This is a genomic window from Streptomyces sp. NPDC055189 (assembly GCF_053606765.1).
Genome location: NZ_JBSGSG010000002.1, coordinates 204564 through 229066, shown reverse-complemented (window position 1 = coordinate 229066; position 24503 = coordinate 204564). Strand labels below are relative to the sequence as shown.

Sequence of the window (24503 nt, the reverse complement as noted above, 5' to 3'; positions counted from 1 at the left end):
CGCGGACGACGGACTGCGGACGACGGTGCCGACTATCCCCCTCGGGCCCCGGTCGGCACGAGGCGTCAGCCATCCCCCTCGGGCCCCGGCCGGCACGAGGCGTCAGCCATCCCCCTCGGGCCCCGGCCGGCACGAGGCGTCAGCCATCCCCCTCGGGCCCCGGTCGGCACGAGGCGTCAGCCATCCCCCTCGGGCCCCGGTCGGCACGAGGCGTCAGCCATCCCCCCCCGGCCCCCGGCCAGCACCAGGCGTCGGCACTCCGCGGGGCTGCCCCACGCAGTGCGTAGTGCCCTCGCCTTTGTCAGCCACAGGGACAGGTCGTACTCCGCCGTGTAACCGATCGCCCCGTGCAGTTGCAGGGCCGCTCGCGCGGCGGCGTACGCGGCCTCGCTTGTCGCCGCTTTCGCCGCTGCCACGTCCGCCGTCTTGAGGGTCAACGCCGCCCCGTACAGCAGGGGGCGGGCGAACTCCAGGCCTATCAGGACGTCTGCCAGGCGGTGCTTGACCGCCTGGAAGCTGCCGATCGGTGTGCCGAACTGGGTGCGTTGCTTTACGTACGTGACCGTCCTGTCCAGTAACGCGAGCCCGACCCCCAGCGCCTGCGCGGCCGTCGCGAGCGCGGCCCAGTCGGCCGCGTACCGGGAAGCCTCGGTCACCGAGGGGCCCGAGGCGAGGAGTTCGCCGGGCCGGAGCCGGGCGAGGCGCCGCGCCGGGTCCAGCGAACGCTCCACGCGCGCGTGCCCGGCGGCCAGGCGCAGCTCTGCGTCCGCGGCGGTCAGCCGCACCGTCGCCGCGTCCGCGTCCAGCGCGAACGGCCCCCCTTCGGGGAGGGCGAGCGTCGCGACGGCCTCGCCGGAGGCCAGAGGTGCGAGGAGCCGCTTGGCCGGGGCCGTCTCGCCCAGCGCGGCGAGGCGGGCGAGCAGCGCGCCCGCCGCCACCGTCTCCACCACAGGACCCGGCACCGCATGCCGCCCCAGCTCCACGAAGGCGATGGCCACTTCGACCGGAAGCAGCCCCACCCCTTCGTACTCCCCGGGAACGGCAAGGGCGAACACGCCCGCATCCGCAAGGCGCCCCCACACGACACGCCCCGGCGCGTGGTCCCCGGCGCCCCACGCCCGCGCGGCCGCCGGAGTGCCGGCCGCCGACAGCATCGCGTCGAGCGAGCGCGCGAACTCCCGCTGCTCGGCATCCAGGAGGAACCTCATCAGCGGCGTCCCTTCGGCAGTCCGAGCAGCCGCTCGGCGATGATGTCGCGCTGTATCTCGTTGGTGCCCGCGTAGATGGGCCCGGCAAGTGCGAAGACATACCCCTCCGCCCATTCACCACGGTCCGCCGACTCGCCGTCCGCCAACTCGCCCTCGGTCAGCTCGCCCTCGGTCCCGAGGAGATCCAGCGCCGTCTCGTGCAGCGCGATGTCGTACTCGGACCAGAAGACCTTGTTCAGGCTCGACTCTGCGCCGATCGTCTCGCCCGCGGCGAAGCGCGACGCGTTGGCCCAGGTGAACAGCTGATAGGCGCGGGCCCCGATCACGGCGTCGGCCACCCGGTCGCGCAGCGCGGTGTCCGCGGGATCGCAGTCGGCGCGCCACTGCCGCACCAGGCGCTCCGCCGCGGCGACGAAGCGGCCGGGGGAGCGCAGCGTCAGACCGCGTTCGTTGCCCGTCGTCGACATCGCGATCCGCCAGCCCTGGCCAGGCTCACCGATCACGTCCTCGTCCGGCACGAAGACGTCGTCGAGGAAGAGCTCCGCGAACGCGGGCTTGCCGTCCAGACGCCCGATGGGGCGGACGGTCACGCCGTCCGCGTCGAGCGGGAACATCAGGTACGTCAGGCCCCGGTGCGGCCTGGCGGAGTCGGCGGCGGGCTCGCTGCGGAACAGGCCGAACGCGCGGTCCGCGAAGGCAGCCCTCGACGACCAGGTCTTCTGCCCGCTGATCAGCCAACCGCCGTCCGTGCGGCGCGCGGTGGAGCGCAGCGACGCCAGGTCCGAGCCCGACTCCGGTTCGGACCAGGCCTGTGCCCAGATCACCTCGCCGCGCGCCATCGGTGGCAGCACCCGCGCTCGCTGCTCGGCGCTGCCGAAGTCGAAGAGGGTCGGCGCGAGGAGGTTGATGCCGTTCTGCGAGACCCGGCCGGGGCCGCCCGCGGCGAAGTACTCCTCCTCGAACACCAGCCATTTGACGATGTCGACGCCCTGTCCGCCGTACTCCTCGGGCCAGGAGACCACCGACCAGCGGTCGGCCGCGAGCTGGCCCTCCCAGGCGCGGTGGGCCGCGAAACCCTCGCGGGTCTCCAGCGAGGGCAGCGGCCCGGCGGGCACGTGGCCGGCGAGCCACTCGCGCGCCCGCTGTCTGAACTCCTCTTCCCCGGCGGTGAAGTCGAGGTCCATCAGTGGCCCACCTCTTCGGTCGGTTCTTCTCCGGCTTCTTGCCCGGTTCTTCTCCGGCGGCCTTCCCTAACAAGTGTTTGGTAGATTACCCTGAGATCGAGTCAGTCGTCGAGAGCGAGTCGAGAGCTGAGGGGGCCGAGCGTGGACGCACCCGCGTACGTGCCGGGGCACGGTCTGCTCGCGGGCCGCACCGCCGTCATCACCGCCGCGGCCGGAGCCGGCATCGGCGGCGCCACCGCCCGCCGCTTCCTGGAAGAAGGCGCGCGCATAGTCATCGGTGACGCCCATCCGCGCCGTACGAAGGAGACGGTGGAGGCGCTGGCCGGCGAGTTCGGCGCCGACCGGGTCGACGGGACGACGTGCGACGTCACGAACGAAGCCCACGTGCAGAACCTTTACCACCTGGCCGAGCAGTGCCACGACGGCCTGGACATCGTCGTGAACAACGCGGGCCTGGGCGGGACCGCCGAGCTCGCCGAGATGACCGACGAACAGTGGGACAAGGTCATCGACGTGACACTGAACGGCACGTTCCGCTCCACCAGAGCCGCCCTGCGCCGCATGCGGGCCACCCGCCGCGGCGGCGTCATCGTGAACAACGCCTCGGTGCTCGGCTGGCGCGCCCAGGCGGGCCAGGCGCACTACGCCGCGGCGAAGGCCGGCGTCATGGCCCTCACCCGCTGCGCCGCCGTCGAGGCCGCCCCCCACGGCATACGGATCAACGCGGTGTCGCCCAGCCTCGCCATGCACCCGCACCTCGCGAAGGTCACCTCGCCTGAGCTGCTCGAAGAGCTCACCGCGCGCGAGGCGTTCGGGCGGTATGCCGAGCCCTGGGAGATAGCCAACGTCATCGTCTTCCTCGCCAGTGAGTACTCCTCGTACATGACGGGGGAGACGGTCTCGGTCAGCAACCAGCACGCCTAGGCGGAGAATGACCGTGTGTCGAAACCGAAGCAGAACAGCACCAGCACCAGCAGCAGCACCAGTACGGGCTCCAGCACCAACAAGGCGGCCAAGAAGGCTCCGGCCAAGAAGGCCGCGGTGAGCCCCTCGCCCGAGCGCCGCGGTGAACTCCTCGCCATCGCGGCCGACGTCTTCGCCGAGCAGGGGTACAACGCGACCACGGTCCGCAAGATCGCGGACGCCGCCGGCATGCTCGCCGGCAGCCTCTATTACCACTTCGACTCCAAGGAGTCGATGCTCGAAGAGATCCTCTCCACCTTCCTCACCGAGCTCTGGGACGGGTACGACACCGTGCTCCAGTCGCACCTCGGCCCCCGCGAGACGCTGGAGGCGCTCGTCACCGAGTCCTTCCGGGAGATCGACCGGCACCGCTCCGCCGTCGCCATCTACCAGAAGGAGTCCAGGCACCTGGTCGCCCAGGCCCGCTTCCAGTACCTGACGGACTCGCAGCAGCGCTTCGAGAAGACGTGGCTGACGACGCTGGAGCGCGGAGTCGCGGAGCACGTCTTCCGTGACGACCTGGACATCCGGCTCGCCTACCGCTTCGTGCGCGACACCGTCTGGGTCGCCGCGTCCTGGTACCGCCCCGGGGGCGGCCACAGCCCCGAGGAGATCGCCCGCCAGTACCTGTCGATGGTCCTGGACGGCATCGCCGTACGCACGTAAAGCGCGCGTCGTCACTCCGGCGACCGCACCGACCGATGAGCACGAGGAGTACGCAGTCATGGCCGAGGCCTACATCGTCGAAGCGGTCCGTACCCCCGTCGGCAGGCGCAAGGGCGGTCTCTCGGCCGTCCACCCCGCCGACCTGGGGGCCCATGTCCTCAAGGCACTCGTCGAGCGCACCGGAATCGACCCCGCCGCCGTCGAGGACGTCGTCTTCGGCTGCCTGGACACGGTCGGCCCGCAGGCCGGGGACATCGCCCGTACGTCCTGGCTGGCGGCAGGGCTGCCCGAAGAGGTGCCGGGCGTGACGATCGACCGGCAGTGCGGATCCTCGCAGCAGGCCGTGCACTTCGCGGCGCAGGGCGTCCTGTCCGGCACCCAGGACCTCGTCGTCGCGGGCGGCACCCAGAACATGTCGATGATCCCCATCGCCTTCGCCTCCCGGCAGGCCGCCGAACCGCTCGGCCTCACCGAAGGCCCGTACGCGGGCAGCGAGGGCTGGCGCGCCCGGTACGGAGACCGGCCCGTCAACCAGTTCCACGGCGCCCAGCTGATCGCCGAGAAGTGGGGCATATCCCGCCGTGACATGGAGGAGTTCGCGCTCCGCTCGCACCAGCGGGCCGTCCGCGCCATCGACGAGGGCCGCTTCGACCGCGAACTCACCGCTTATGGGGACGTGACCACCGACGAGGGCCCGCGCCGCGACACGACCCTGGAGAAGATGGCGGGCCTCAAGCCCGTCCTGGACGACGGCACCATCACCGCCGCCTGCTCCTCCCAGGTCTCGGACGGCGCCGCCGCACTGCTCGTCGCGAGCGAACGGGCCGTGCGCGAACACGGGTTGACGCCCCGAGCCCGCATCCACCACCTCTCCGTGCGCGGCGAGGACCCGATCCGGATGCTGTCCGCACCGATCCCCGCCACGGCGTACGCCCTCAAGAAGACCGGCCTGGGCATCGACGACATGGACCTCGTCGAGATCAACGAAGCCTTCGCGCCCGTCGTCCTGGCCTGGCTGAAGGAGACCGGTGCCGACCCGGAGAAGGTCAACGTCAACGGAGGAGCGATAGCTCTCGGCCATCCGCTCGGCGCGACCGGCGTCAAGCTGATGACGACGCTCCTGCACGAACTGGAGCGCACGGGCGGCCGGTTCGGCCTCCAGACCATGTGCGAAGGCGGCGGCCAGGCGAACGTGACCATCATCGAGCGCCTCTGACCGGTCCCTGTCGTAGGCTCGTCCACCGGCTCTCCGTACGCCTCTTCCCTCACTCGTTGCGGGAGTTGCTGTCCGGACCCCGCCCCGTGAGGACCTCTCCCCAGCTAGTCTCGATGTCTGTACGTCGATTGAGCGACCTCGGGAGGTAGCGCGATGACACAGGGACGGCCCGGAGGTGCCACCTGGGCCCCGCTGTGGGAGCGCGACGCGGAGCTCGCCGCGGTCGCACGCGCCGTTGACGAGCTGTGCTCCGACGCGACGACCTCGGGCGGTCTTCTCGTCTTCCAGGGCGAGGCGGGCATCGGCAAGACGGCGCTGCTGGCCGAGGTGCGCCGCATCGCGCAGGGGCGGGCCACGGTGTGGTCCGCGCGGGGCGGCGAGACCGTCACCTCCGTCCCCTTCAACGTCGTACGACAGCTGTTGCAGTCGGCTCTCGTGGCCCTCACACCCGAAGAGGCCAGGGAGTACCTCGGCGACTGGTACGCCATCGCGGGCCCCGCGCTCGGCATAGCCGAACCGGGCGGCCGGCAGGCCGACCCGCAGGGCGTGTGCGACGGCCTCGTCGAGGCGGTCGTGCGGCTCTCGGGACTGCACTGGCCGCTCGTCCTGCTCATCGACGACGCGCACTGGGCCGATCAAGAGACCCTGCACTGGCTGGCCGCGTTCGCCCAGCGCCTGAACGAACTGCCGGTCCTCGTGGTGGTCGCCCACCGCCCGGACGAAGCCGCCGGCGACAGCGCGCGCCACCTCGCGGCGGTCGGCGCGGCGGCCCGCCCCTCGCCGCCCCTGCGCGCGCTCACCCCGGACGCGGCGGCCGGGCTCACCCGCGCCACCCTCGGCGAGCACGCGGATGCCCCGTTCTGCCGCGAGGTATGGGCGGTCACCGGCGGCAATCCCTACGAATCAGTGGAACTGCTCGCCAAGGTGCAGGACAGCGAGCTCGAGCCGGTGGAGAGCTCCGCCGGTGAACTGCGTGCCCTGAACCGCTCGGCGCGCGGCCGCGGCCTCGTCGCCCGGCTCGAAGGACTCGGCACGGACGTCACGCGGTTCGCGTGGGCGGCGGCGATCCTCGGCACCGCCATCTCGCACGACCTCGCAGCCTCGCTCGCCGGGCTGCCCCGCGAGAAGGCCGAGCGGTGCGCGGAGCGGCTGCGCACCGCGCGCATCCTGCTCGGCGGCGAAGAGGGCCTGGAGTTCGTCCACCCGCTCATCGCAAGCACCGTCTACCGCTCGATCCCGCCCGCCACCCGCACCGCGATGCACGGCCAGGCCGCCTGGGCCGTCACGCTGTCGGGGCGTGGCGCGGCGGCCGCGTCCCGACACCTCCTGGAGGTCCACCCGGACGACGACCCCGAACTGGTCGAGCAGCTGCGCGAGGCGGCGGCCGAGCATCTCGCCGTCGGCGCGCCGGACGCGGCCCGACGCTGCCTCGAACGCGCCCTTGCGGAACCGCCGTTGCCCGAGCTCCACGCGCGGGTGCTCTATGAGCTGGGCTGCGCCACGCTCCTGACCTCACCCGTCACGACCATCGGCCACCTGCGCGAGGCCCTCTCCACGGCGGGTGTCGACCGCAAGCTGAGGGTGGACGCCGTCTGCCGCCTCTCCCAGGCCCTGGTGCACAACGACCAGCTTGAGGAGGCCCTGCGCGTCGTGGACGCCGAGGCGGCCCGGCTCGAGGCCGGGCCCGACCGGATGCGACTGCAGGGCGTCCACTACATGTGGGAGGGCATCCACTCGCGCGAGGAGGACGCGGCGGGCCGTTCGCGGCGTCTTGCCGCACTCGCGGGACCGCTGCAGGGACGCGACAACTCCGAGCGCGCGCTCCTCATCCTGCGCGCCTTCGACGCGATGACCCGCGGGGAGAACGCGGAGGAGATCGTCGAGCTCTGCGACCGCGTCCTCGTCAACGGCCGCCTCGCGCCGGGGCTCGGCTGGACCGACACGGAGTGGGGCTTCGAGCTCCTGACGATGCTGGGCGGCTCGTACATCTTCACCGACCGCCTCGACCGTGCCGAGAGCGTCTTCGCCGAAGGAGTCCGTGCCTACGAGGCCGCGGGCTGGAGCGGCGGTCATCTGGCCGTCGCCAAGGCCTGGCTGGGCCTGGTGTACCGCAGGCGCGGACGTCTCACCGAGGCGGAGGCCTCGCTGCGGGAGAGCCTGCGCCTGTCCGACCGTGTCGGCAGCGGCCTGCCGATGCACTGGGACGCCGCGTGCAAGCTCATCGAGACGCTGCTCGCCCGCGGCAAGGTCGGCGAGGCCAGGGAGATCGCCGATCACTACGGCATCGCGCCGCCCTACCCCTCGACGATCTTCCTGCCCGACATCCACTCCGTCCGGGGCCGGCTGCTGATCGCCACCGGGCAGCGGGCGGAGGGCGTCGCCGAACTGGAGGTGGCGGCGAAGACGGCGAACGAACGCGGCCGCTACAACACGATCGTCGCCCCCTGGGCGACCGACCTCTCCCGCGCACTCGCCGTGGAGGACCCGCGGCGGGCCGCCGAGCTGGTCAAGAACGTGCGGATCCAGGCGGAGCTCTTCGGTACGGAAACGGCGATCGGCGAGGCGCTGCGGTGCGCGGCGGCCATGGAGAGCGGACCGCGTGCGGTCGAACTGTACGCACGGGCCGTCGCCTGCCTGGAGGCGTCACCATGCGCCTATGAACACGCGGTCGCCAGGGTGGAGTACGGGATAGCGGCGGGGTCCGCGAGCGAGTTGGCGCGGGGCCTGGCCCTGGCCGAATCGTGCGGGGCGGACGGCCTGGCCGCCAGGGCGCGTGCGTCCCTGGAGATGGTGGGGGTGTGAGCCACTCACCCCTGCCTCACGCTTGAGGCGCGGCTGCTCCCGGTATCGGAGGCGGGCGCTGCCGGTCCCGGAGGCGGGCGCCCCCGACCCCGGAGGCGGCCGCTCCCGGTTCCGGAGGCGGTTGCCCCCGGTTCCGGAGGCGGCTGTTCCCGGTCCCTGAGGCGGCAGCTCCCGACCCGACTGCACGCGATCCCGGAGGCGGCTGCCCCCGACCCGGCTGCCCCCGACCCTGGAGGCGGGCGCTCCCGACCTCGGAGGCGACCGCTCCTGACCCGGCTGCCCCGATCCCGGAGGCGGCTGCCCCCGCGCGATTGCGGATCAGCCCCTCCCGCGTGTGATGAGCGGCTCCGGCCCCCGTCCCGGCCCCCGGTCCCAGCCTCCCGTCCCATCCCCAGGTCCCGGCCCCCGGTCCAGGCCCCCGACAATCCGGCGCTCAGCCCCGCCTGTGTCCAGCGAGCGGCCGGGGGCTGCGTCTCGGGTTCGGGAGGGGCGGTGTGGGGTGGTGGCTCAGGTTCTTTCGGGTTTGAGGAGTGGGGTGCGGGGCGGAGCTTCGGTCCCGGGGAGCGGGGAGGCGGGTGCCGGTGGGGGGAGGGACGTGAGGCGTCCCGTCACTTCTGCCGCCTCCGTCATCACGCCCGTGATCAGCTCCTCGCACGAGGGCAGGTCCTCGATGACCCCCGCCACCTGCCCCGAGGCCATGACCCCCGCCTCCGGCATCCCGTCCACCATCGCCGACTTGAGCATCATCGGGGTGTTCGCGGCCAGCAGGACCTGGCTCCACGTCATCCCTTTGCCGTGCCGCATCGCAAGGCCGTCCCGGACCATCTCCCCCCACCCCATCCCGGACACCTTCCGGAACGCGGCGGCATGCCGGACCGCCCGCGCGAAGGACGCCGCCCGCCCCGACTTCTCCAGGGAGGCGACCAGTTCCGTCCGCAGCATCCGGTGCGGCAGGCCGTCCACCCGTGTGGTCACCGTGACGTCCTTGACCGAAGCGGCAAGATAGCGCGCCTTGACCGCGTCCGGCACCGTCGAGTCCGAGGTGAGCAGGAAGCGGGTGCCCATCGCGACCCCCGCCGCGCCATAGGCGAGCGCGGCGACGAGACCCCGTCCGTCGAAGAAACCGCCCGCCGCGATCACCGGAATGTCCACGGCGTCCACGACCTGCGGCAACAGCACGGTCGTCGCGACCTCGCCCGTGTGCCCGCCGCCCTCACCGCCCTGCACGACGACCGCGTCCGCGCCCCATGCCGCGACCTTCTCGGCATGCCGCCGCGCGCCGATGGACGGGATGACGACCACCCCGGCGTCCTTCAGCTCCGCGATCAGCTCCTTGGAGGGGGCGAGCGCGAAGGACGCGACCCGCACTCCCTCGTCGACGATGACCCGCACCCGGTCGCGCGCATCGCCCGCGTCGGCCCGGAGGTTGACCCCGAAGGGCTCTTCCGTACGGGACTTGACCTCCCGGACGGCGGAGCGCAGCTGCTCGACGGTCATCGTCGCGGAGGCAAGGATGCCGAGCGCGCCCGCGTTCGCCGTCGCGGAGACCAGGCGGGGGCCCGCCACCCAGCCCATGCCGGTCTGCACGATCGGGTGCCGGACGCCGACCAGCCTCGTCAGCGCCGTCTCCATGTGCGCCGGGGTGGCCGGCGTCATGAGCGCACTTCGCGCTCGCGCAGACCGTTCGGGTCCACGACCTCCCGGATCAGCCGCAGTTCCTCCGCGGTCGGCTCGCGGGTGTACGGCACGTCGTCCGCCGCGGCGAGCGCGAAGCCGGTCGCCTCGCGCACCTGCTCGCCCGTCACGCCTGGATGCAGGGACACCAGGCGCATCGCGTGGTCCGGCGCCCCGAAGTCGAAGACGCCGAGATCCGACACGACCCGCCGCAGATCGTGGAAGCGGGTGGCGGAAGGACCTGCCGCCGCCGCGCTGTCGTATCCGACACCGCTGATCATGTCGACCTTCTCGACGAAGACGCGCTTCGAGTGCCGGGGGATCCAGTAACTCACCGGGTTGTTGAGGGTGTTGACAGGGGCTCCGCGCACCCCGAGAAGCTGGCGCTTGGGCCGGTCCCAGTCGCCGATGCAGGAGATGTTCTGGTTCCCGAAGCGGTCGATCTGGCTCGCGCCCATCATCACGTGCCGCCTGCCGCCCATGACCATCGTCAGATGCTTGCGGTACGGCAGCCAGCCCTCCGTCACCGCCGACGGCGCCCCCACGGCGGGCACGTCGCCGATCAGCAGCGCCTCCCCGTCCGTGAGCAGCAGGTCCGGCGAGAACGTCAGTCTGGCCAGACGGGCGGCGATCGCCGGGACCGTGCCCATCGGCGATGCGAGGATCTCGCCGGCGTCCCGCCAGGCCTCGGCGCAGGCGATCACGCAGTACTCGGCGCGGGTGACGGTGGTCGCATCGGAAGCCGCGACAGCGGTGCTCGCCGCCGCCGGGTCGGTCCGCGTCATAGCTGCTCCTTGTGCCAGGCCTGGACAGCCGTTTGGTACTCCTGCTCGGTGCCGCTCAGGAAGCGGTCCTCGAATTGTTTCCAGGCATCCGGGTCGCCCGCCGCGGTGGCGTACGCCTTCTGGAAGGACTCGTCGCGGTCGTAGTCCGGTACGCACGACGTGAAGTGCGCGCCCTTGGGCGTCTGGGCCACGCCCGTCACCGCGTGCCGGGAGATCAGCATCGTCTGGGGCGCCGCCTGCCCGGTGAGCTCGCCCGACTCGACGATGCGCTCGCACGACACGTACGCCGTGTCGGCCGCTTCGCAGAACAAGTCGTCGAAGTACGGGTCGGGGCCCAGATACTGGGCGTTTCCCAGGCGGTCGGCGCGGTTCAGGTGGACCAGTGCCGCGTCCATTCGCAGGGCGGGCACTGCGACCAGTTCCTCCCCGTCCTCGTACGGCGAAGTGATCGTACGCAGATGGGGGTTGACCCGCAGGACGTCGGAGCCGAGGCCCGCGCGGATCGGCAGGAACGGCAGTCGCTGGGCGCCGGCCGTCAGGCCCTGCATGAACATCGCCTCGTCAAGCTCGACGAGTTCGAAGGCGCCACGCTCGCGTGCCGCGCGGAAGTGCGGCTCCAGGGGGATCGAGTCGAGCGTCGTGAACGCCGTGACCAGCTTGCGGATCTTGCCCGCCGCGGCGAGCAGGCCGATGTCCGGGCCGCCGTACGAGATGACGGTGAGGTCCGTGACTGCGGACCGCAGCAGGGCCCGCACCAGCGCCATGGGTTTGCGGCGCGAGCCCCAGCCGCCGATGCCGAGCGTCATCCCGCTCCGCAGCCGCCCCACGATCGCGTCGGGCGTCATGGTCTTGTCCCTCATGCCCTGCCCTTCTCTTCGTTGCCGGACTTACCGGACGTGCCGGATGTGCCGGAACCCTGCCCGAAGTCCTCGCGGACGCGGTCGGCCAGGCCGCTCAGGTTCGCCTCGAAGGTGAAGCCCTGCTCGAAGCGGTAGCTGCGGTGCACGTCGACGGGGTCGATGCCGTTGATCGCCGCCTTGGCGAACCGCAGCAGGGTGCCGTCCTTCTGTGCGATCTCGCGGGCCAACCCGAGCGCCGCATCCCGCAGTTCGGCGCGAGGCACGACCTTCCACACGGAGCCGTGCGCGTGCAGGTCGGCCGCCGTGGCCGTGCGCGAGGTGTAGTACAGGGTGCGCATCAGGTGCTGCGGGACCAGGCGGGCGAGGTGCGTCGCGGCGCCGAGCGCCCCGCGGTCCAGCTCGGGGAGGCCGAAGGTCGCGTCCTCGCTCGCCACGATCGCGTCCGCGTTGCCCACCAGGCCGATGCCGCCGCCCAGGCAGAAGCCGTGCACGGCGGCCACGACCGGGACCTCACATCCGTAGACCGCCGAAAACGCTTCATAGCAGCCGCGGTTGGCGCCTATCAGTGCGCTGTGGCCGCTGTCGCGCTGCATCTCCTTGATGTCCACGCCCGCGTTGAAACCGCGGCCCCCGGCGGCGAGGACGACGCAGCGCGTGCCGGGGTCGCGGCCCGCCTCGCGCACCGCGGCCGCCAAGTCGAACCACCCCTGTACGGGAAGGGCGTTGACGGGCGGGAAGTCGACGGTGACGACGGCGACGCCCTTGTCCGGGGTCGAGGTGGAGACAGACATCAGAGGATCCGCTACCTTTCAACCAGGCCCTTCAATCAAACATTTGTTAGTTAGAAAGGTAGCAGCGATGACTGACACCCGACAGGTGGTCGTCGTCACCGGCGGCACCCGAGGCGTCGGCGCCGGTATCGCCCGCAGCTTCCTGGCCGCCGGTGCGCGAGTCGTCGTCTGTGCCCGCAGACCGCCGGGCCGCCCGGTCGAAGTGGCGGGAGCGGCAGCCGAGTTCCGGCCCCTCGACCTGCGCGACGCGGAGGCGGCGCACGCGTTCTTCGCCGATGTGGCCGCCGACCACGGACGCCTCGACGCACTGGTGAACAACGCGGGAGGCACTCCCTTCGGGCTGCTCGCCGAGTCCGCCCCCGCCCGCCAGGCCAAGATCGTCGAACTCAACCTGCTGGCCCCGCTGTACGCCTCCCTGGCGGCGTACGAGGTGATGCGCGGCCAGGAGGCCGGTTGTGCCAGCATCACCATGATCGGGAGTGTCAGCGGCTCCCGGCCCTCACCCGGCTCCGGTGCCTACGGCGCGGCCAAGGCCGGCCTGGAGAACCTCGCGCGCACGATGGCCGTCGAGTGGGCCCCCAAGGTGCGGGTGAACACCGTCGTGCTCGGCCTGGCCCGTACCGAGAGCGCCCATCTGCACTACGGCGACGAGGACGGCATCGCGGAAGTCGCCCGCACCGTCCCGCTGGGCCGCCTCGCCGATCCGTCGGACGTCGGGGACGCGTGTGTCTTCCTCGCCTCCGACGGCGCGCGCTACATCAGCGGCGCCGCTCTCCACCTGCACGGGGGCGGCGAACGCCCCGTGTTCCTGGACGCCGCGTCCGTCAACCACTGAACGTATCCGAGGAGTTCGCATGACCTCAGTCAACGAACCGGGCACGGGAGCCGGCAAGCCGGGCACGGGCATCTGCGCGGGCCGCGTCGTGATCGTCACGGGTGCGGGGCGCGGCCTCGGTCGTGCGCACGCGCGCGCGTACGCCGCCGAGGGCGCCAAGGTCGTCGTCAACGACCTCGGCGTGGGGCCCGACGGCTCCGGAGCGTCCGGCGGGCCCGCGCACGACGTCGTCGAGGAGATCCGCGCGGCGGGCGGCGACGCCGTCGCGCACGGCGGCGACATCGCCACGTCCGAGGGCGCCGCGTCCCTGGTGAGGGCCGCGATCGACACGTACGGACAGCTGGACACCCTGGTCAACAACGCGGGGTTCCTGCGGGACCGCATGCTGGTCAACCTCGACGAGGACGACTGGGACGCGGTGATGCGCGTCCACCTGAAGGGTCACTTCCTGCCGCTGAAGCACGCGGCCGCGTACTGGAGGGGTGAGGCGAAGGCGGGGCGGGCCCGGCACGCGTGCGTGGTCAACACCAGCTCCGGAGCGGGCCTGTTGGGCAGTGTCGGTCAGGGGAACTACAGCGCGGCCAAGGCCGGGATTCTCGGGCTCACCATGGTCGCCTCGGCCGAATTCGCCTCCTACGGAGTACGGGTCAACGCGATCGCGCCCGCCGCGCGGACGCGGATGACGGAGCAGACCTTCGCGGAGACGATGGCCGCGCCCGAGGGCGGAGGGTTTGACGCGATGGCTCCGGAGAACGTGTCGCCGGTCGTGGTGTGGCTGGGCTCCGAGGCATCCGCCGGTGTCACGGGCCGTGTCTTCGAGGCCGAGGCGGGGCGCATCACCGTCATGGAGGGCTGGCGGCCGGGGCCCACGGCCGACAAGGGGGCCCGCTGGACCCCGGCTGAAGCGGGCGACACGGCGCTGAAACTGCTCGCGGGAGCGGAGGCGCCCCAGCGGGTGTACGGGGCGAGGTGAGGCGCAATGCCGCGGGACAGGCGCCCCGTGAGGCCGTCCCGCGGCAGGAAGACGGCCGTCAGACTCCGGACGCCACCCACACCGGAGCCGTCCCCTCCGCGCTGTGCCGCGCAGCCCAGGTTTCCAGGGATGTGCGGCACGCGTGGTCCAGATGCCGCAGCCCCGCGAGGTCGAGTTCGATCGGGCGGTCCCGGGGCAGGGCTTCGAGGGCGTCGAGGAGCTTGGGGAGGCTCAGGAACGTGGCGTGACCCGACAGGAGGACACGGATCGGGCCCACGCCCTTGTCGACGACCTCCACGCGCGCGTGCGGCGTCTCCCAGGCGATCTTCATGACGGCGAGGACCAGGCCGATCAGGACGCCCTCGAACATGTTCACCGAAACGATCGCCACGGCCGTCACGACCAGGACGACGGCCTCACCGCGGTGCTCGCGCCACAGCTTCCCCAACTGCCGTACGGGGACCAGCTTGGAGCCCGCGTGCACGAGGACGCCCGCGAGGGCCGCCATCGGGATCAGGCCGAGCGCGGCGGGCAGCAGCGCCGCGAAGAGGAGCAGCCAGACGCCGTGCAGCACGCGGGACGCCTTCGTCCGTGCGCCCGCCCGCACGTTGGCCGCGCTGCGGACGATGACGGCGGTCATCGGCAGGGCGCCGAGCAGCCCGCACACGGTGTTGCCCGCGCCCTGCGCGATCAGTTCCTTGTCGTACGACGTGTGCGGACCGTCGTGCATACGGTCCACCGCCGCCGCGCTGAACAGGCTCTCCGCCGACGCGATCAGGGAGAAGGCGAGGACGGTGCCGATGGCGCCGACGCTCAGCAGGCCCCCGAACGCGGCGGCGTCCGGCGGCTGCACGGAATCGATGAGCCCCTGTACGTCGACCGTGGCCACCGGCAGGGAGAAGAGCAGCGAGGCTCCCATGGCGAGCGCCACGGCGGCGAGCGGCGCCGGCACCACACGGACCTTCGCGGGGAGCCGGGGCCAGGACACGAGCACGGCGATGGTGCCGACGCCGAGTGCGAAGGCGGTCAGGGCGCGCTCCGAGCCGGTGATGCCGGCGAGCATCCCCGGCAGTCCGGCGATCTTGGCCAGGCCGCTCGCGGGGGCCTCGCGGTCCGCCATGGCGTACAACTGCCCGGCGATCAGGAGGAGCCCGATCCCGGCGAGCATGCCCTCGACGACGGCCACGGAGATGGCGCGGAAGAAGCGGCCCAGGCGCAGGGCGCCCATGGCCAGTTGAAGGATCCCGGCGGCGAGCACGAGGGCGCCGAGCGCCGCGAGGCCGTATTCCTGTACGGCTTCGTGGACCAGGACGGTGAGGCCCGCGGCGGGGCCGCTGACCTGGAGGCTGCTGCCGGGCAGCAGGCCGGTGACGAGACCGCCGACGATGCCGGTGACCAGGCCGAGTTCGGCGGGTACTCCGGAGGCGACGGCCACGCCCAGGCACAGCGGCAGGGCGACGAGGAAGACGACCACGGAGGCGACGAAATCGTGCCGCGCGTCGTCGGGCGAACTGAACAGGCCGCGGGCGCGGTCGAGTACGGAGGCAGGGGAAGGCTGCATGTCGGTGACTCCTGAGCGCTGTGGGGGCGCATCGGTGTGACGTGGACCGGTGTCCGGGTCCGGCGGCGGGCGCGTCAGGCGTTTGTGCCCGTTGGCATGGCCGTGCCGGAGGAGCCGATCAGCAGCGGAAGACCTGAAGGAGGGCCGGCAGCTCGCGGCCCGCTGGTCTCGTCTCGCGGTGGGTGACGGCGACGGGGCGCCACGCGCGCGTGCCGTCGTCCGCCGACGTGACCGTGTCGGCGCGGAGCTGCGGAGTCGTGTCGGGTGCGAGGTCACGGCAGTGCGGCCGGCCGCGCGTCCGGAATCGCTCGGAGGTCTCTCCGGGGTGGGTGTCCTCGCCGCAGTGTGCGTACGGAGCCGTGGCCGGCGGTGTGCGGGATTCCGCGCCGTACGCGGGTTCGTTGACCCCGTGCGCGAAGCACTGGACGACCACCAGGAGCAGGGCGATCAGCGTGACGGGAAGCACCCGCCCGCGCACCCCGGTTCCCGTCACGGCAGAGTCCTCACGTGGCTGCGTAACTCGCATGGTCACTCAGCAACTTAACCGGAAGACGCCTCCCCCGGGTGACCGGACGGTCACGTGGCGCGACAGCCACCCTTGGATCAGGCGTGCGTCGCGCGTCTGTCCGGACGGGAACGGACGGGACCGGGCAGGACCGGGCGGGACCGGCCGGGGTGTGCGGGCCCCGCCCGGCGCGGGGGGTCAGTGCACGTGCGGTCCGCCGGTCAGCTGCGGCTTTCCGCGCGGTACGAGCGCGAACGTGGCGGCGGCGCTGACCGCTGCCACGACGGCGCACACCGTGAACGCGACGAACACCGAACCGAGCCCGAGGGCGGCCACGGACATGCCCGGCGTCCGGAGTGGTTCATCGCCCACGAGGAGGCGGGCGTCGGGCCCCGAGCCTGCCGACGAACCGCCCGCCCAAGTGCGCGCCGACCCCGGTGGCCACGGCCACCGGCAGGAACAGCACGCCGGTCCGCAGGGCGCTGTAGTCGCGCACCTCCTGGAGGAAGACCGACCCCAGGAAGAACAGCGAGATCAGCAGCGCCGTGGCGACCAGCATCAGATACGAGCCCGCGACCACCGGACGGCGCCGGAGCACGGCCAGGTCGATCAGCGGCGTGTGCTGCGCCCGCTCGCCGACCGGGGGCGGCTCACCGTCCCCGACATGGAAGCGGCGGTCATCCAGCTCTACTCCCTGCTGGTCTTCCCGCACCTGGTCTTCGGCTCGTACGGAACCGACATCAGCGACGACCTGACGGAGCGTCTGATCGTCGCCGGTGTCGACATGTTCCTGGGGTACTACGCGGCCGCCTAGCGTCTTTCGCGGATGCGTCCGTATTGCGCCACCCGAAACCCATCCGAAACCACCTATCCGCGGCGTCCGCCTACACTCCGGCCCATGGCGCGGATCCTGCCCTTCCAGCCCAGGCGGCTTCCCACCGGCGACGAGAGCGAGGCCGTACTGCGGTTCCGTACCGTGCACGGTTACCGGCGCGCGTACCGCGTCGCGGGTGAGGGACCGGCGATTCTGCTGATCCACGGCATCGGCGACTCATCGGCGACGTGGTCCCCGCTCATCTCCCAACTGGCCCGTCATCACACGGTCATCGCCCCCGACCTGCTCGGGCACGGCGCGTCCGAGAAGCCGCGGGCCGACTACTCGGTGGCCGCGTACGCCAACGGCGTCCGGGATCTGCTCGGCGTGCTCGGCGTCGAGCGGGTCACCCTGGTCGGGCACTCGTTCGGCGGCGGCGTGGCGATGCAGTTCGCCTACCAGTTCCCCGAACGCGTCGACCGGCTCGTCCTGGTGAGCACCGGCGGCGTGGGACCGCAGGTCACCCCCGTGCTGCGAGGCGTCTCACTGCCCGGTGCCGCGCTGCTGCTCTCGCTGCTCGGGCTGCCCGGCGCCGACCTGCCGGTGCGGGCGGTCGTCGCCCTGCTCCGGCTGCTCGACACCGGCCTCGGGCAGGACGCGCCCGAACTCATGGGCCTGGTCGACGCGTTGCCGGACGTGTGGGCGCGGGCCGCGTTCATCCGCACGCTGCGCTCCGTCGTCGACTGGCGCGGACAGGTGGTCACCATGCTGGACCGCTGCTATCTCGCCCAGGGCATGCCCACGCTATTGGTCTGGGGCGACCGGGACGGCGTCCTGCCGGTCGACCACGCGTTCACCGCGCACGAGGCGATGCCCGACAGCCGCCTCGAAATCTTCGAGGGGGCCGGTCACTTCCCCTTTCACGCCGACCCCGCCCGCTTCCTCGCGCTCGTGGAGGAGTTCATCGGAGCCACGGAACCGGCCAATTGGAGCATCGACCAGTGGTGGCGCCTGCTGCGGGCGGGGCGGCCGGGCGACGACGCGTACGTCGACGCGATGGAGCGGCGGTTCCGCGAGGCGAGCGAGCGGAGCGCCACCTAGTCGCGGCGCCCGGCCGCGGTGCCGCAGGCCTGGTGCCGCGGGCCCGGTGCTGCGGGCCCAGTGCTGCGGGCCCAGTGCCTAGCGCGCCGGCCGGACCGTCATGTCCGCGGTCAGGAAGCTGAACCCGCCCCTCGGCAGCGCGGTCGACTTCACCTGGACCACGAGCAGGGCGATGTCTCCGGCAGGGTTCTTCACGCAGATCTCGCTGCCTGCCGCCACCGCGGCCAGCGGGAGGTCGTGGCTGTCGGCGCCTTCGAGGGCGATGCCGCACGAGTCGAGGGTGGCTCCCGGCTTGCTGTACAGCAGGGTGATCACGCTCTTGTCGCTCTTCAGTGAGCAGCTGTCGCCCTGGCAGACGAAGCGGATGTCCCCCTTGCGGTCCTTGCGGCGTACCGGCTCCCTCAGGCTCACCGAGTTCTTCTCGTCGAACCATTCCTGGGGGTACGCGACGTCCTGCGGCTCCGCGGGAGCGCTCGGCGAGGAGTCGGAGGAGGGAAGCGCCCCGTCCACCGCCCGGTCGCTCTTGTCGGCGGAGCCCGAACTCCCGCCGTCCGATGAGGAGTTCGCGTCCTCTCTCGAAGACTCTCCGGACGCCGATCCTGACGCCCATCCGGACGACTCGGAACCGGACTCCGAGGACGTGCCCCGGCGGCGGAGCATGTCGGTCGCGTCCATGACCGTCCACGTCACGCCTGTGAGCAGCAGCGCGCCCGCCGTCACGGAGGCCGTGACGAACGCGGTGCGTCTTCGGCGGGCCCGCCGCTTGTCCGACTCCGTGGGGACCGTCGGCTGCGGCGGCGCGAAAAGCGGAGGCGGGGACGGCGCGGGCAAGGACTGTGTGTGCACCCGGGTCGGGTGGGGGACCGGAGCAGGCACCCTCACCTCCGGGCCCGTTATCCGGCGCCAGACGGCAGGCCCCGCGCCCGCTGCGGTGTCCCCGCCTAGCCGCTGCCTGCACCAGTCGACGATCTCCGCGAGGGTCGCCCGCTGTGCCGGATCGGTGGCGAGACAGCGGGCGAACAGCGGACGGAGCTGCGCGGGCAGACGGGAGAGGTCGGGCTCCGAGTGCACGATCCGGTACAGCACGCTGACCGAGGGGCCGTCCCCGTACAGCGGCTCGCCCAGTGCGGCGAACGCCGCTGTCTGGCCGAGCGCGAAGACGTCGGTGGCCGCCGTGACTTCCCCCACGGACGCCTGCTCGGGGGCCATGTACTGGGGAGTGCCCGCGGCGGTGCCCGTGACCGTGTTCGGGGATGTGGCACTGGAGGTCAGCGAGATACCGAAGTCGATGACGCGCGGCCCGTCGGAGGCGAGCAGTACGTTCGACGGCTTCAGGTCCCGGTGCACGATGCCCGCACTGTGGATGGCCTGCAGCGCCTCGGCGATCCCGGCCATCAGCCACAGCACCGCGGGCACCGGCAGGGGACCGCTCCGGGCGACGGCGTCCGACAGGGCGGGGCCCGGCACGTACAGGGTGGCCAGCCAGGGCGGTACGCCGTCGGCGTCGGCGTCGATCAGCTCGGCCGTGTAGGCGCCGCGGACCCGCTGGGCCGCCTTTATCTCCCGGCTGAACCGCCGCCGGAACGCCGGATCGTCGGCCAGCTCCGGCCGTACCACCTTGATCGCGACCGGTCGGCCGCCCTGCGTGTGCGAGAGATAGACCCGGCCCATGCCGCCCGCGCCGATCCGGGCGGCGAGACGGTAACCGGCCACCGTGTGCGGATCGTCCGCCCGCAACGGCCGGAACACCTCGGTCTCGTGGTTCATCGGCTCTCGTCCCCCTGCTCCCCTGATCCCCTTGCCCCCTGATCAGCAGCAGCCTAAACGGTGCTTCCGTGCCTGTTGCTCCTCCGCTACTCCTCCGCGAGCACCCGCTGTGCCACCGCGAACGCCGAATTGGCCGCGGGGACGCCGCAGTAGACCGCGGTCTGGAGCAGCACCGCGCCGATCTCCTCCGGCGTGAGCCCGATACGGCGGGCCGCACGGACATGCATCGCCAGCTCGTCGTAGTGCCCGTGCGCGACCAGGGCGGTCATCGTGATCATGCTGCGTTCGCGGTGCGCGAGGGTGGGGTCGGTCCAGATCTCGCCCCAGGCGTAGCGCGAGATGAAGTCCTGGAAGCGGGCCGTGAAGGGCGTGGTGTTCGCCTGCGCGCGGTCCACGTGCGCGTTGCCCAGGACCGCTCGCCGTACGGCCGTCCCGCTCGCGGCCGCCCCCGTCAGGTGCGTGCGCAGCGCGGCGACCACGGCCTCCGGCCGTTCCGCGGGCGCCAGGTGCGAGGCACCCGCGAGCTCCGTGAGCGAGGCGCCGGGCACGGCGTCGGCGATCTCGCGTGCGTGGGCGGGCGGCGTCGCCGGGTCCTCGCGGCCCGCGACGACGAGCGTCGGCGCGGTGATCGTCGCAAGGGCGTCCCTGATGTCGTACGCCGCCAGGGCGTCGCAGCACGCGGCGTACGCGCCCGGATCGGTGTTCCGGTGGTCGTCCACCAGGCCGGGGACGGTGAACCCGAGCGTGAACCAGCGGTCGGGCGCGCTCTCCGCGAGTGCGGCGAGGCCCTCGCGGCGCACGAGTGCGGCGCGCTCCTCCCAGCGGGCGCTGCCGCCGAAGTGCGCCGACGAGCAGATCACGGCGAGGCTCTCCACCCGCTCCGGGTGGTGCGCGGCCAGGTGCAGGCCGACGGCGCCGCCGAGGGAGACACCCGCGTACGAGAAGCGGTCGATGCCCAGGGAGTCGGCGAGCGCGAGGACGAGCGCGGCCAGGTCGGCGACGGTCGCTCCGGGGCCGATCAGGTCGGCGGGGGACTTGCCGTGACCGGGCAGGTCCCACCGTACGACCCGGTGGGTGGCGGAGAGTTCGGGCGCCACGGCGTCCCACAGGGCGGTGGAGGTGCCGACGGATGAGCCGAGGAGGAGAGGGGGCGCGGTCGGGGCGCCCTCGGTGGTGTGATGCGGCAGCTTGGCGGTCATCGTCGCTCCAGGGCTCGGTCCGTCAGGGTTCCGGCGGAGCCGGTGTAACGGGCTGGGTCGGTGAGTTCGGTGAGGTCGACGGTCGAGAGGTCGGGCTCCTCGGCGAGTACCTCCGCGAGGGAACGGCGCTCCTCCCGGGTGCGGCGGGCCGCCGACGTCAGGAGTTCCTTCGCGCGGGCCCGGCCCAGGAGGGGCGTCAGCTCGGCGGTGAGCCGCTCGGAGACGATCAACCCGTGGGTGAGGCCGAGGTGTTCCCGCATCGTCTCCGGGTGGACCCGGAGATTCCCGGCGAGTTCCGCCGCGTGGTGGCTCGCGCCGCCGACCGTGCGCAGGAGATCGCGCAGGGCCTCCCACTCCGCGTGCCAGGCACCTGCCGGACGTTCGTCCTCGGCGGCCATGGACGCGTGGAGCGTCGCCGCGAGGGCGGGCGCGCGGCGGGCCGCGGCGGCGACGAGGGTGGACCGGACGGGATTCGCCTTGTGCGGCATGGCGGAAGAACCGCCGCCCGTCCCTTCGGAGAGCTCGGCGATCTCAGTCCGGGCAAGAGTGAGAACGTCCGCCGCCGCCTTGCCCAGGGCCCCGGCGGTGAAAGCAAGCGCACCGCCGAGATCGGCGACCGGGGTGCGGAGGGTGTGCCAGGGCAGAAGCGGCTCGGCAAGGCGAAGCTCGCGAGCGAAAACAGAAACAAGCCTCTCCTCGTACGCACCGCCCACGGAGGCGACTTCGGCCGAGCCCGCCCCTGCGGGAACCGGCTCCGCCGAGCCCGCCCCTGCGAGGACCGCTGCCTCCACCGAGCAGCCCGTCTCTACCGAGGCCGTCTGCGCCGAGGTTGCTCCAACCGGGTCCGTCCGGGCCGAGTCCGTCTCGGTCGAGACTGTCCCGGTCGGGGCAGTCCCGGCGAGGGCCGCCCTTGCTGAGGGCTCTTCCACCGAGCCCCCTCCCAGCGACCCCGCCCCGCCCCCATAAGCCCCGAAAGCCGCCAACGTCCCCGCCGCGCCCCCCAGTTGCGCCGGAAGCGTCTCGCGTACCAGTCGTACCCTGTCCCGTGCGTCGAGGATCAGTGTGCGCCAGCCCGCAGCCTTGAGGCCGAACGTCGTCGGGACCGCGTGCTGTGTCAGGGTGCGGCCCGGCATCACCGTGTTCCGGTGTTCCTGCGCGAGGCGGGCGAGTGCTGATTCTGTGCGGGTCAGGTCCGCGAGGATCAGGTCCAGCGTGCGCCGGGCGACCAGCATCATGGCCGTGTCCATGATGTCCTGGCTCGTCGCGCCCCGGTGGACGTACGGCGCCGCATCCGGAGGCACCGCGGCCGTCAGATCCGCGACCAGCGGGATCACCGGATTGCCGCCGGCCCGCGCGCGGAGCGCGATGTCGCGCACGTCGAAGCGGTCGGCGTCGGCCGCGGCCGAGACGGCCGTCGCCGCTTCCGCCGGGGCCGGGCCCACCGCCGCCTGGGCCCGCGTCAGCGCCGCCTCCGCGTCCAGCATCGCCTGCAGGAAGGCGGTGTCGCTCGTGGCGGCTTCGGCGGGGGAGCCCGCACGGCCGGGGGCGAGCAGCCCGACGTCGGTACCTTCAAGACTCACTTGAACTCCAGGAACACCGTTTCGCCCTCGCCCTGAAGGCGGATGTCGAAACGGTACGTGCGGCTCTCCTCGGCATGGGCGATCAGCGTCGTACGCCGCGCCGGGTCGAGTGCGCCGAGGAGCGGGTCGCCCGGCTCGTCGACCAGGTAGGCGCGCGTGTACAGGTGGTGGAGCAGGCCGCGCGCGAAGACGGCGACCGCGACGTACGAGACGCCGCCCGGCGGGAGGGTGCGGATCGCCCAGTGGCCGTCCGCGTCGGTCGGCACGCGGCCGAACCCGGTGAACGCGACACCGTCACGGCCGATGACCTCGCCCGTGACCGGGTCGTGCCGCAGCGAACCGGGCGCCCCCGTGCGCGAGCCGTCGGGCGCGGGCTGCCAGGTCTCGATGAGGGCGTCGGGCACGGGGTTTCCCGCGCCGTCGTACACGTACCCGTGCAGGGTGATGGTCTCCGGATGTCCTGCCGGGGCGACCTCGCCGCCCCGCGGGAAGGGCAGCGCGTAGCCGTAGAAGGGGCCGACGGTCTGGGAGGGGGTGGGAGCGTACGACATCAGAGCTGGTCGCCTTCCTCGAAGAGCGTCGCGGACGGGCCGTCGAGCACGATGTCCCAGCGGTAGCCGAGCGACCACTCGGGGGCGGAGAGGCTGTGGTCGTAGGCGGAGACCAGGCGCGCTCGCGCCGACTCGTCGGTGACCGAGCGCAGGACGGGGTCGTAGGCGAACAGCGGGTCGCCGGGGAAGTACATCTGCGTCACCAGGCGCTGGGTGAACGCAGTGCCGAAGAGCGAGAAGTGGATGTGCGCGGGGCGCCACGCGTTGACGTGGTTGCGCCACGGGTACGCGCCCGGCTTGATCGTCGTGAAGGAGTACGAACCCTCGTCGTCGGTCAGGCAGCGGCCGAAGCCCGTGAAGTTCGGGTCGAGCGGCGCCGGGTGCTGGTCCAGCTGATGGGCGTACCGGCCGGACGCGTTGGCCTGCCAGAGCTCGACCAACTGGCCGCGCACGGGCCGCCCCTCGCGGTCCAGGACGCGGCCGGACACGGTGATCCGCTCACCGAGCGGCTCGCCGAGGTGCCGGCGGGTCAGATCGCGGTCGAGCGCCGTGACGTCGGTGACGCCGAACGCGGGCCCGCTCAGCTCCACCGCCTCCGGGTCGCTCAGCGGGATCAGCGGCTGCCGGGGGAAGCGGAAGTGACTGCTGCGGTACGGGGGATAGTCACGCGGCGGATGGTCGGAGGGCGCGGCCGCTGCCTGCGCCCTGGCGACCTCCGTGTCTATCTCCTGCTGGCTCAGCCCGTCGGGCAGGGGTTCGGTGAGGGTCATGTCTCTCGGCTCCGTGAGTACGGCGTGCTGCTGGGGAAGGGCGGGGTCGGCCACCTTAGATGCTCTGCACATTAATCAGGGCACTGACTATTTGTACGATGTTCCTGCGAGGTGGAAACTTACGCTGCCACTCGTTCCCCGGGTCGTCAAGGGCGAGTACTGTTCAGTGCACCTACGAAAAACCCGTAGTACAGGGCAGCACACGGCAGTGCAGACAGTGGAGGAACTCATGGCCGCGGTGGATCTGACCACCCACCCCGGGCACCTGGCCCGGCGCCTGCAGCAGGCGCACTACCTGCTGTGGAACACGATGGTCTCCGAGGAGATCACCTCCCCGCAGTTCGCCGTCCTGAACGCACTCGTCGCCGAGCCCGGCCTCGACCAGCGCACCGTCGGCGAGCGGGTCGGCCTCGACCGGTCCACGATCGCCGAGGTCATCAGCCGCCTGATGCGCCGCGAGCTGCTCGACAAGGTGCGCGACCCGCAGGACGGCCGCCGCTATCTGCTGCACCTCACGGACGAGGGCAAGCGCACGCACCGCAAGCTGACCGTGCGGACGGCCCGGATGAACCAGGTCTTCCTCGGCCCGCTCTCCGCGGACGAGCGGACGGTGTTCTTCGACCTGATCCAGCGGGTCTCGGACGCGGCGGAGGGCCTGCGCAATCCCGCGGAGCACCTCGCGGCGGGCAGTGCCTGAG

24 protein-coding genes are annotated in these 24503 nt (G+C 72.3%); 9 read left to right on the top strand and 15 right to left on the bottom strand.

Translation table 11 applies throughout. The features are described 5' to 3' along the window. Nucleotides 1-176 precede the first annotated feature (176 nt). Entirely contained in the window at nucleotides 177-1208 is a 1032-nt protein-coding gene (locus ACWFR3_RS02795; RefSeq protein WP_453732702.1) for an acyl-CoA dehydrogenase family protein, read from the bottom strand. Continuing rightward, nucleotides 1208-2392 (bottom strand): acyl-CoA dehydrogenase family protein, encoded by a 1185-nt coding sequence (locus ACWFR3_RS02790; protein WP_453732701.1) that lies wholly within the window; start codon nucleotides 2390-2392, stop codon nucleotides 1208-1210. The genes ACWFR3_RS02795 and ACWFR3_RS02790 overlap by 1 nt, the downstream gene beginning before the upstream one ends. Before the next feature lie 141 nt (nucleotides 2393-2533). Between ACWFR3_RS02790 and ACWFR3_RS02785 the strand changes: the two genes are divergently transcribed. The 4 genes from ACWFR3_RS02785 (at nucleotide 2534) to ACWFR3_RS02770 (ending at nucleotide 8039) form a co-directional block, all read left to right on the top strand. Continuing rightward, complete coding sequence (locus tag ACWFR3_RS02785; RefSeq protein WP_453732700.1) at nucleotides 2534-3316, top strand: SDR family oxidoreductase; 783 nt, start codon at nucleotides 2534-2536, stop codon at nucleotides 3314-3316. A gap of 117 nt (nucleotides 3317-3433) precedes the next feature. After that, nucleotides 3434-4021 (top strand): TetR/AcrR family transcriptional regulator, encoded by a 588-nt coding sequence (locus tag ACWFR3_RS02780; protein WP_453529583.1) that lies wholly within the window; start codon nucleotides 3434-3436, stop codon nucleotides 4019-4021. 58 nt (nucleotides 4022-4079) lie between these two features. Next, on the top strand, nucleotides 4080-5237 hold the full coding sequence (locus ACWFR3_RS02775; protein WP_453732699.1) for an acetyl-CoA C-acetyltransferase: 1158 nt from the start codon (nucleotides 4080-4082) through the stop codon (nucleotides 5235-5237). Between the two features lie 153 nt (nucleotides 5238-5390). Then, nucleotides 5391-8039 (top strand): ATP-binding protein, encoded by a 2649-nt coding sequence (locus tag ACWFR3_RS02770; RefSeq protein ID WP_453732698.1) that lies wholly within the window; start codon nucleotides 5391-5393, stop codon nucleotides 8037-8039. Nucleotides 8040-8546: 507 nt separating this feature from the next. Here ACWFR3_RS02770 and ACWFR3_RS02765 read toward each other — a convergent pair. The 4 genes from ACWFR3_RS02765 to ACWFR3_RS02750 are packed head-to-tail and all read right to left on the bottom strand — an operon-like array spanning nucleotide 8547 to nucleotide 12149. Continuing rightward, nucleotides 8547-9671: an NAD(P)H-dependent flavin oxidoreductase gene (locus ACWFR3_RS02765; RefSeq protein WP_453732806.1), complete on the bottom strand. Its 1125-nt coding sequence runs from the start codon at nucleotides 9669-9671 to the stop codon at nucleotides 8547-8549. Between the two features lie 20 nt (nucleotides 9672-9691). Then, the gene (locus ACWFR3_RS02760; RefSeq protein ID WP_453732697.1) at nucleotides 9692-10498 is read right to left on the bottom strand and encodes a CoA-transferase subunit beta; all 807 of its coding nucleotides are present in this window, start codon (nucleotides 10496-10498) and stop codon (nucleotides 9692-9694) included. Continuing rightward, nucleotides 10495-11358 carry a CoA transferase subunit A gene (locus ACWFR3_RS02755; RefSeq protein ID WP_453732696.1) on the bottom strand — a complete coding sequence of 288 codons (864 nt, stop codon included), beginning with the start codon at nucleotides 11356-11358 and terminating at the stop codon, nucleotides 10495-10497. The genes ACWFR3_RS02760 and ACWFR3_RS02755 overlap by 4 nt, the downstream gene beginning before the upstream one ends. Beyond that, on the bottom strand, nucleotides 11355-12149 hold the full coding sequence (locus tag ACWFR3_RS02750) for an enoyl-CoA hydratase family protein (protein ID WP_453732695.1): 795 nt from the start codon (nucleotides 12147-12149) through the stop codon (nucleotides 11355-11357). The genes ACWFR3_RS02755 and ACWFR3_RS02750 overlap by 4 nt, the downstream gene beginning before the upstream one ends. Nucleotides 12150-12216: 67 nt before the next feature. Here ACWFR3_RS02750 and ACWFR3_RS02745 point away from each other — a divergent pair, with 67 nt between their 5' ends. After that, the gene (locus ACWFR3_RS02745; RefSeq protein ID WP_453732694.1) at nucleotides 12217-12984 is read left to right on the top strand and encodes an SDR family oxidoreductase; all 768 of its coding nucleotides are present in this window, start codon (nucleotides 12217-12219) and stop codon (nucleotides 12982-12984) included. A gap of 19 nt (nucleotides 12985-13003) precedes the next feature. Then, on the top strand, nucleotides 13004-13957 hold the full coding sequence (locus tag ACWFR3_RS02740; protein WP_453732693.1) for an SDR family oxidoreductase: 954 nt from the start codon (nucleotides 13004-13006) through the stop codon (nucleotides 13955-13957). Between the two features lie 58 nt (nucleotides 13958-14015). Here ACWFR3_RS02740 and ACWFR3_RS02735 read toward each other — a convergent pair whose 3' ends face one another. The 4 genes from ACWFR3_RS02735 to ACWFR3_RS02720 all read right to left on the bottom strand — a co-directional run bounded on the left by ACWFR3_RS02735 (nucleotide 14016) and on the right by ACWFR3_RS02720 (nucleotide 16621). Continuing rightward, a complete protein-coding gene (locus ACWFR3_RS02735) occupies nucleotides 14016-15518 on the bottom strand; it encodes a SulP family inorganic anion transporter (protein ID WP_453732692.1) in 1503 nt (500 codons plus the stop codon). Between the two features lie 118 nt (nucleotides 15519-15636). Further along, nucleotides 15637-16011: a hypothetical protein gene (locus tag ACWFR3_RS02730; protein ID WP_453732691.1), complete on the bottom strand. Its 375-nt coding sequence runs from the start codon at nucleotides 16009-16011 to the stop codon at nucleotides 15637-15639. A gap of 210 nt (nucleotides 16012-16221) precedes the next feature. Beyond that, nucleotides 16222-16365: a hypothetical protein gene (locus tag ACWFR3_RS02725; protein WP_453732690.1), complete on the bottom strand. Its 144-nt coding sequence runs from the start codon at nucleotides 16363-16365 to the stop codon at nucleotides 16222-16224. 19 nt (nucleotides 16366-16384) lie between these two features. Further along, nucleotides 16385-16621 carry a hypothetical protein gene (locus ACWFR3_RS02720; protein WP_453732689.1) on the bottom strand — a complete coding sequence of 79 codons (237 nt, stop codon included), beginning with the start codon at nucleotides 16619-16621 and terminating at the stop codon, nucleotides 16385-16387. Nucleotides 16622-16642: 21 nt separating this feature from the next. Here ACWFR3_RS02720 and ACWFR3_RS02715 point away from each other — a divergent pair, with 21 nt between their 5' ends. Both ACWFR3_RS02715 and ACWFR3_RS02710 read left to right on the top strand, forming a co-directional pair. Then, nucleotides 16643-16837 (top strand): TetR/AcrR family transcriptional regulator C-terminal domain-containing protein, encoded by a 195-nt coding sequence (locus tag ACWFR3_RS02715; RefSeq protein WP_453732688.1) that lies wholly within the window; start codon nucleotides 16643-16645, stop codon nucleotides 16835-16837. 84 nt (nucleotides 16838-16921) lie between these two features. Next, nucleotides 16922-17938, top strand: a complete 1017-nt coding sequence (locus ACWFR3_RS02710; protein ID WP_453732687.1) for an alpha/beta fold hydrolase — start codon at nucleotides 16922-16924, stop codon at nucleotides 17936-17938. 78 nt (nucleotides 17939-18016) lie between these two features. Here the strand turns inward: ACWFR3_RS02710 and ACWFR3_RS02705 are convergent, their stop codons facing one another. From ACWFR3_RS02705 to pcaH, 5 genes are all read right to left on the bottom strand, one after another. Next, a complete protein-coding gene (locus ACWFR3_RS02705) occupies nucleotides 18017-19705 on the bottom strand; it encodes a serine/threonine-protein kinase (RefSeq protein ID WP_453732686.1) in 1689 nt (562 codons plus the stop codon). Nucleotides 19706-19791: 86 nt separating this feature from the next. Further along, on the bottom strand, nucleotides 19792-20904 hold the full coding sequence (gene pcaDC, locus ACWFR3_RS02700; protein ID WP_453732685.1) for a bifunctional 3-oxoadipate enol-lactonase/4-carboxymuconolactone decarboxylase PcaDC: 1113 nt from the start codon (nucleotides 20902-20904) through the stop codon (nucleotides 19792-19794). Next, nucleotides 20901-22484: a lyase family protein gene (locus tag ACWFR3_RS02695; RefSeq protein WP_453732684.1), complete on the bottom strand. Its 1584-nt coding sequence runs from the start codon at nucleotides 22482-22484 to the stop codon at nucleotides 20901-20903. Before ACWFR3_RS02695 ends, pcaDC begins: the two co-directional genes overlap by 4 nt. Then, entirely contained in the window at nucleotides 22481-23035 is a 555-nt protein-coding gene (pcaG, locus tag ACWFR3_RS02690; protein WP_453732683.1) for a protocatechuate 3,4-dioxygenase subunit alpha, read from the bottom strand. The genes ACWFR3_RS02695 and pcaG overlap by 4 nt, the downstream gene beginning before the upstream one ends. After that, entirely contained in the window at nucleotides 23035-23805 is a 771-nt protein-coding gene (gene pcaH, locus ACWFR3_RS02685; RefSeq protein ID WP_453732682.1) for a protocatechuate 3,4-dioxygenase subunit beta, read from the bottom strand. The genes pcaG and pcaH overlap by 1 nt, the downstream gene beginning before the upstream one ends. Before the next feature lie 229 nt (nucleotides 23806-24034). On the opposite strand from pcaH, the gene ACWFR3_RS02680 reads away from it, so the two are divergent. Further along, nucleotides 24035-24502 (top strand): MarR family winged helix-turn-helix transcriptional regulator, encoded by a 468-nt coding sequence (locus ACWFR3_RS02680; protein ID WP_453732681.1) that lies wholly within the window; start codon nucleotides 24035-24037, stop codon nucleotides 24500-24502. Nucleotide 24503: the final 1 nt, after the last annotated feature.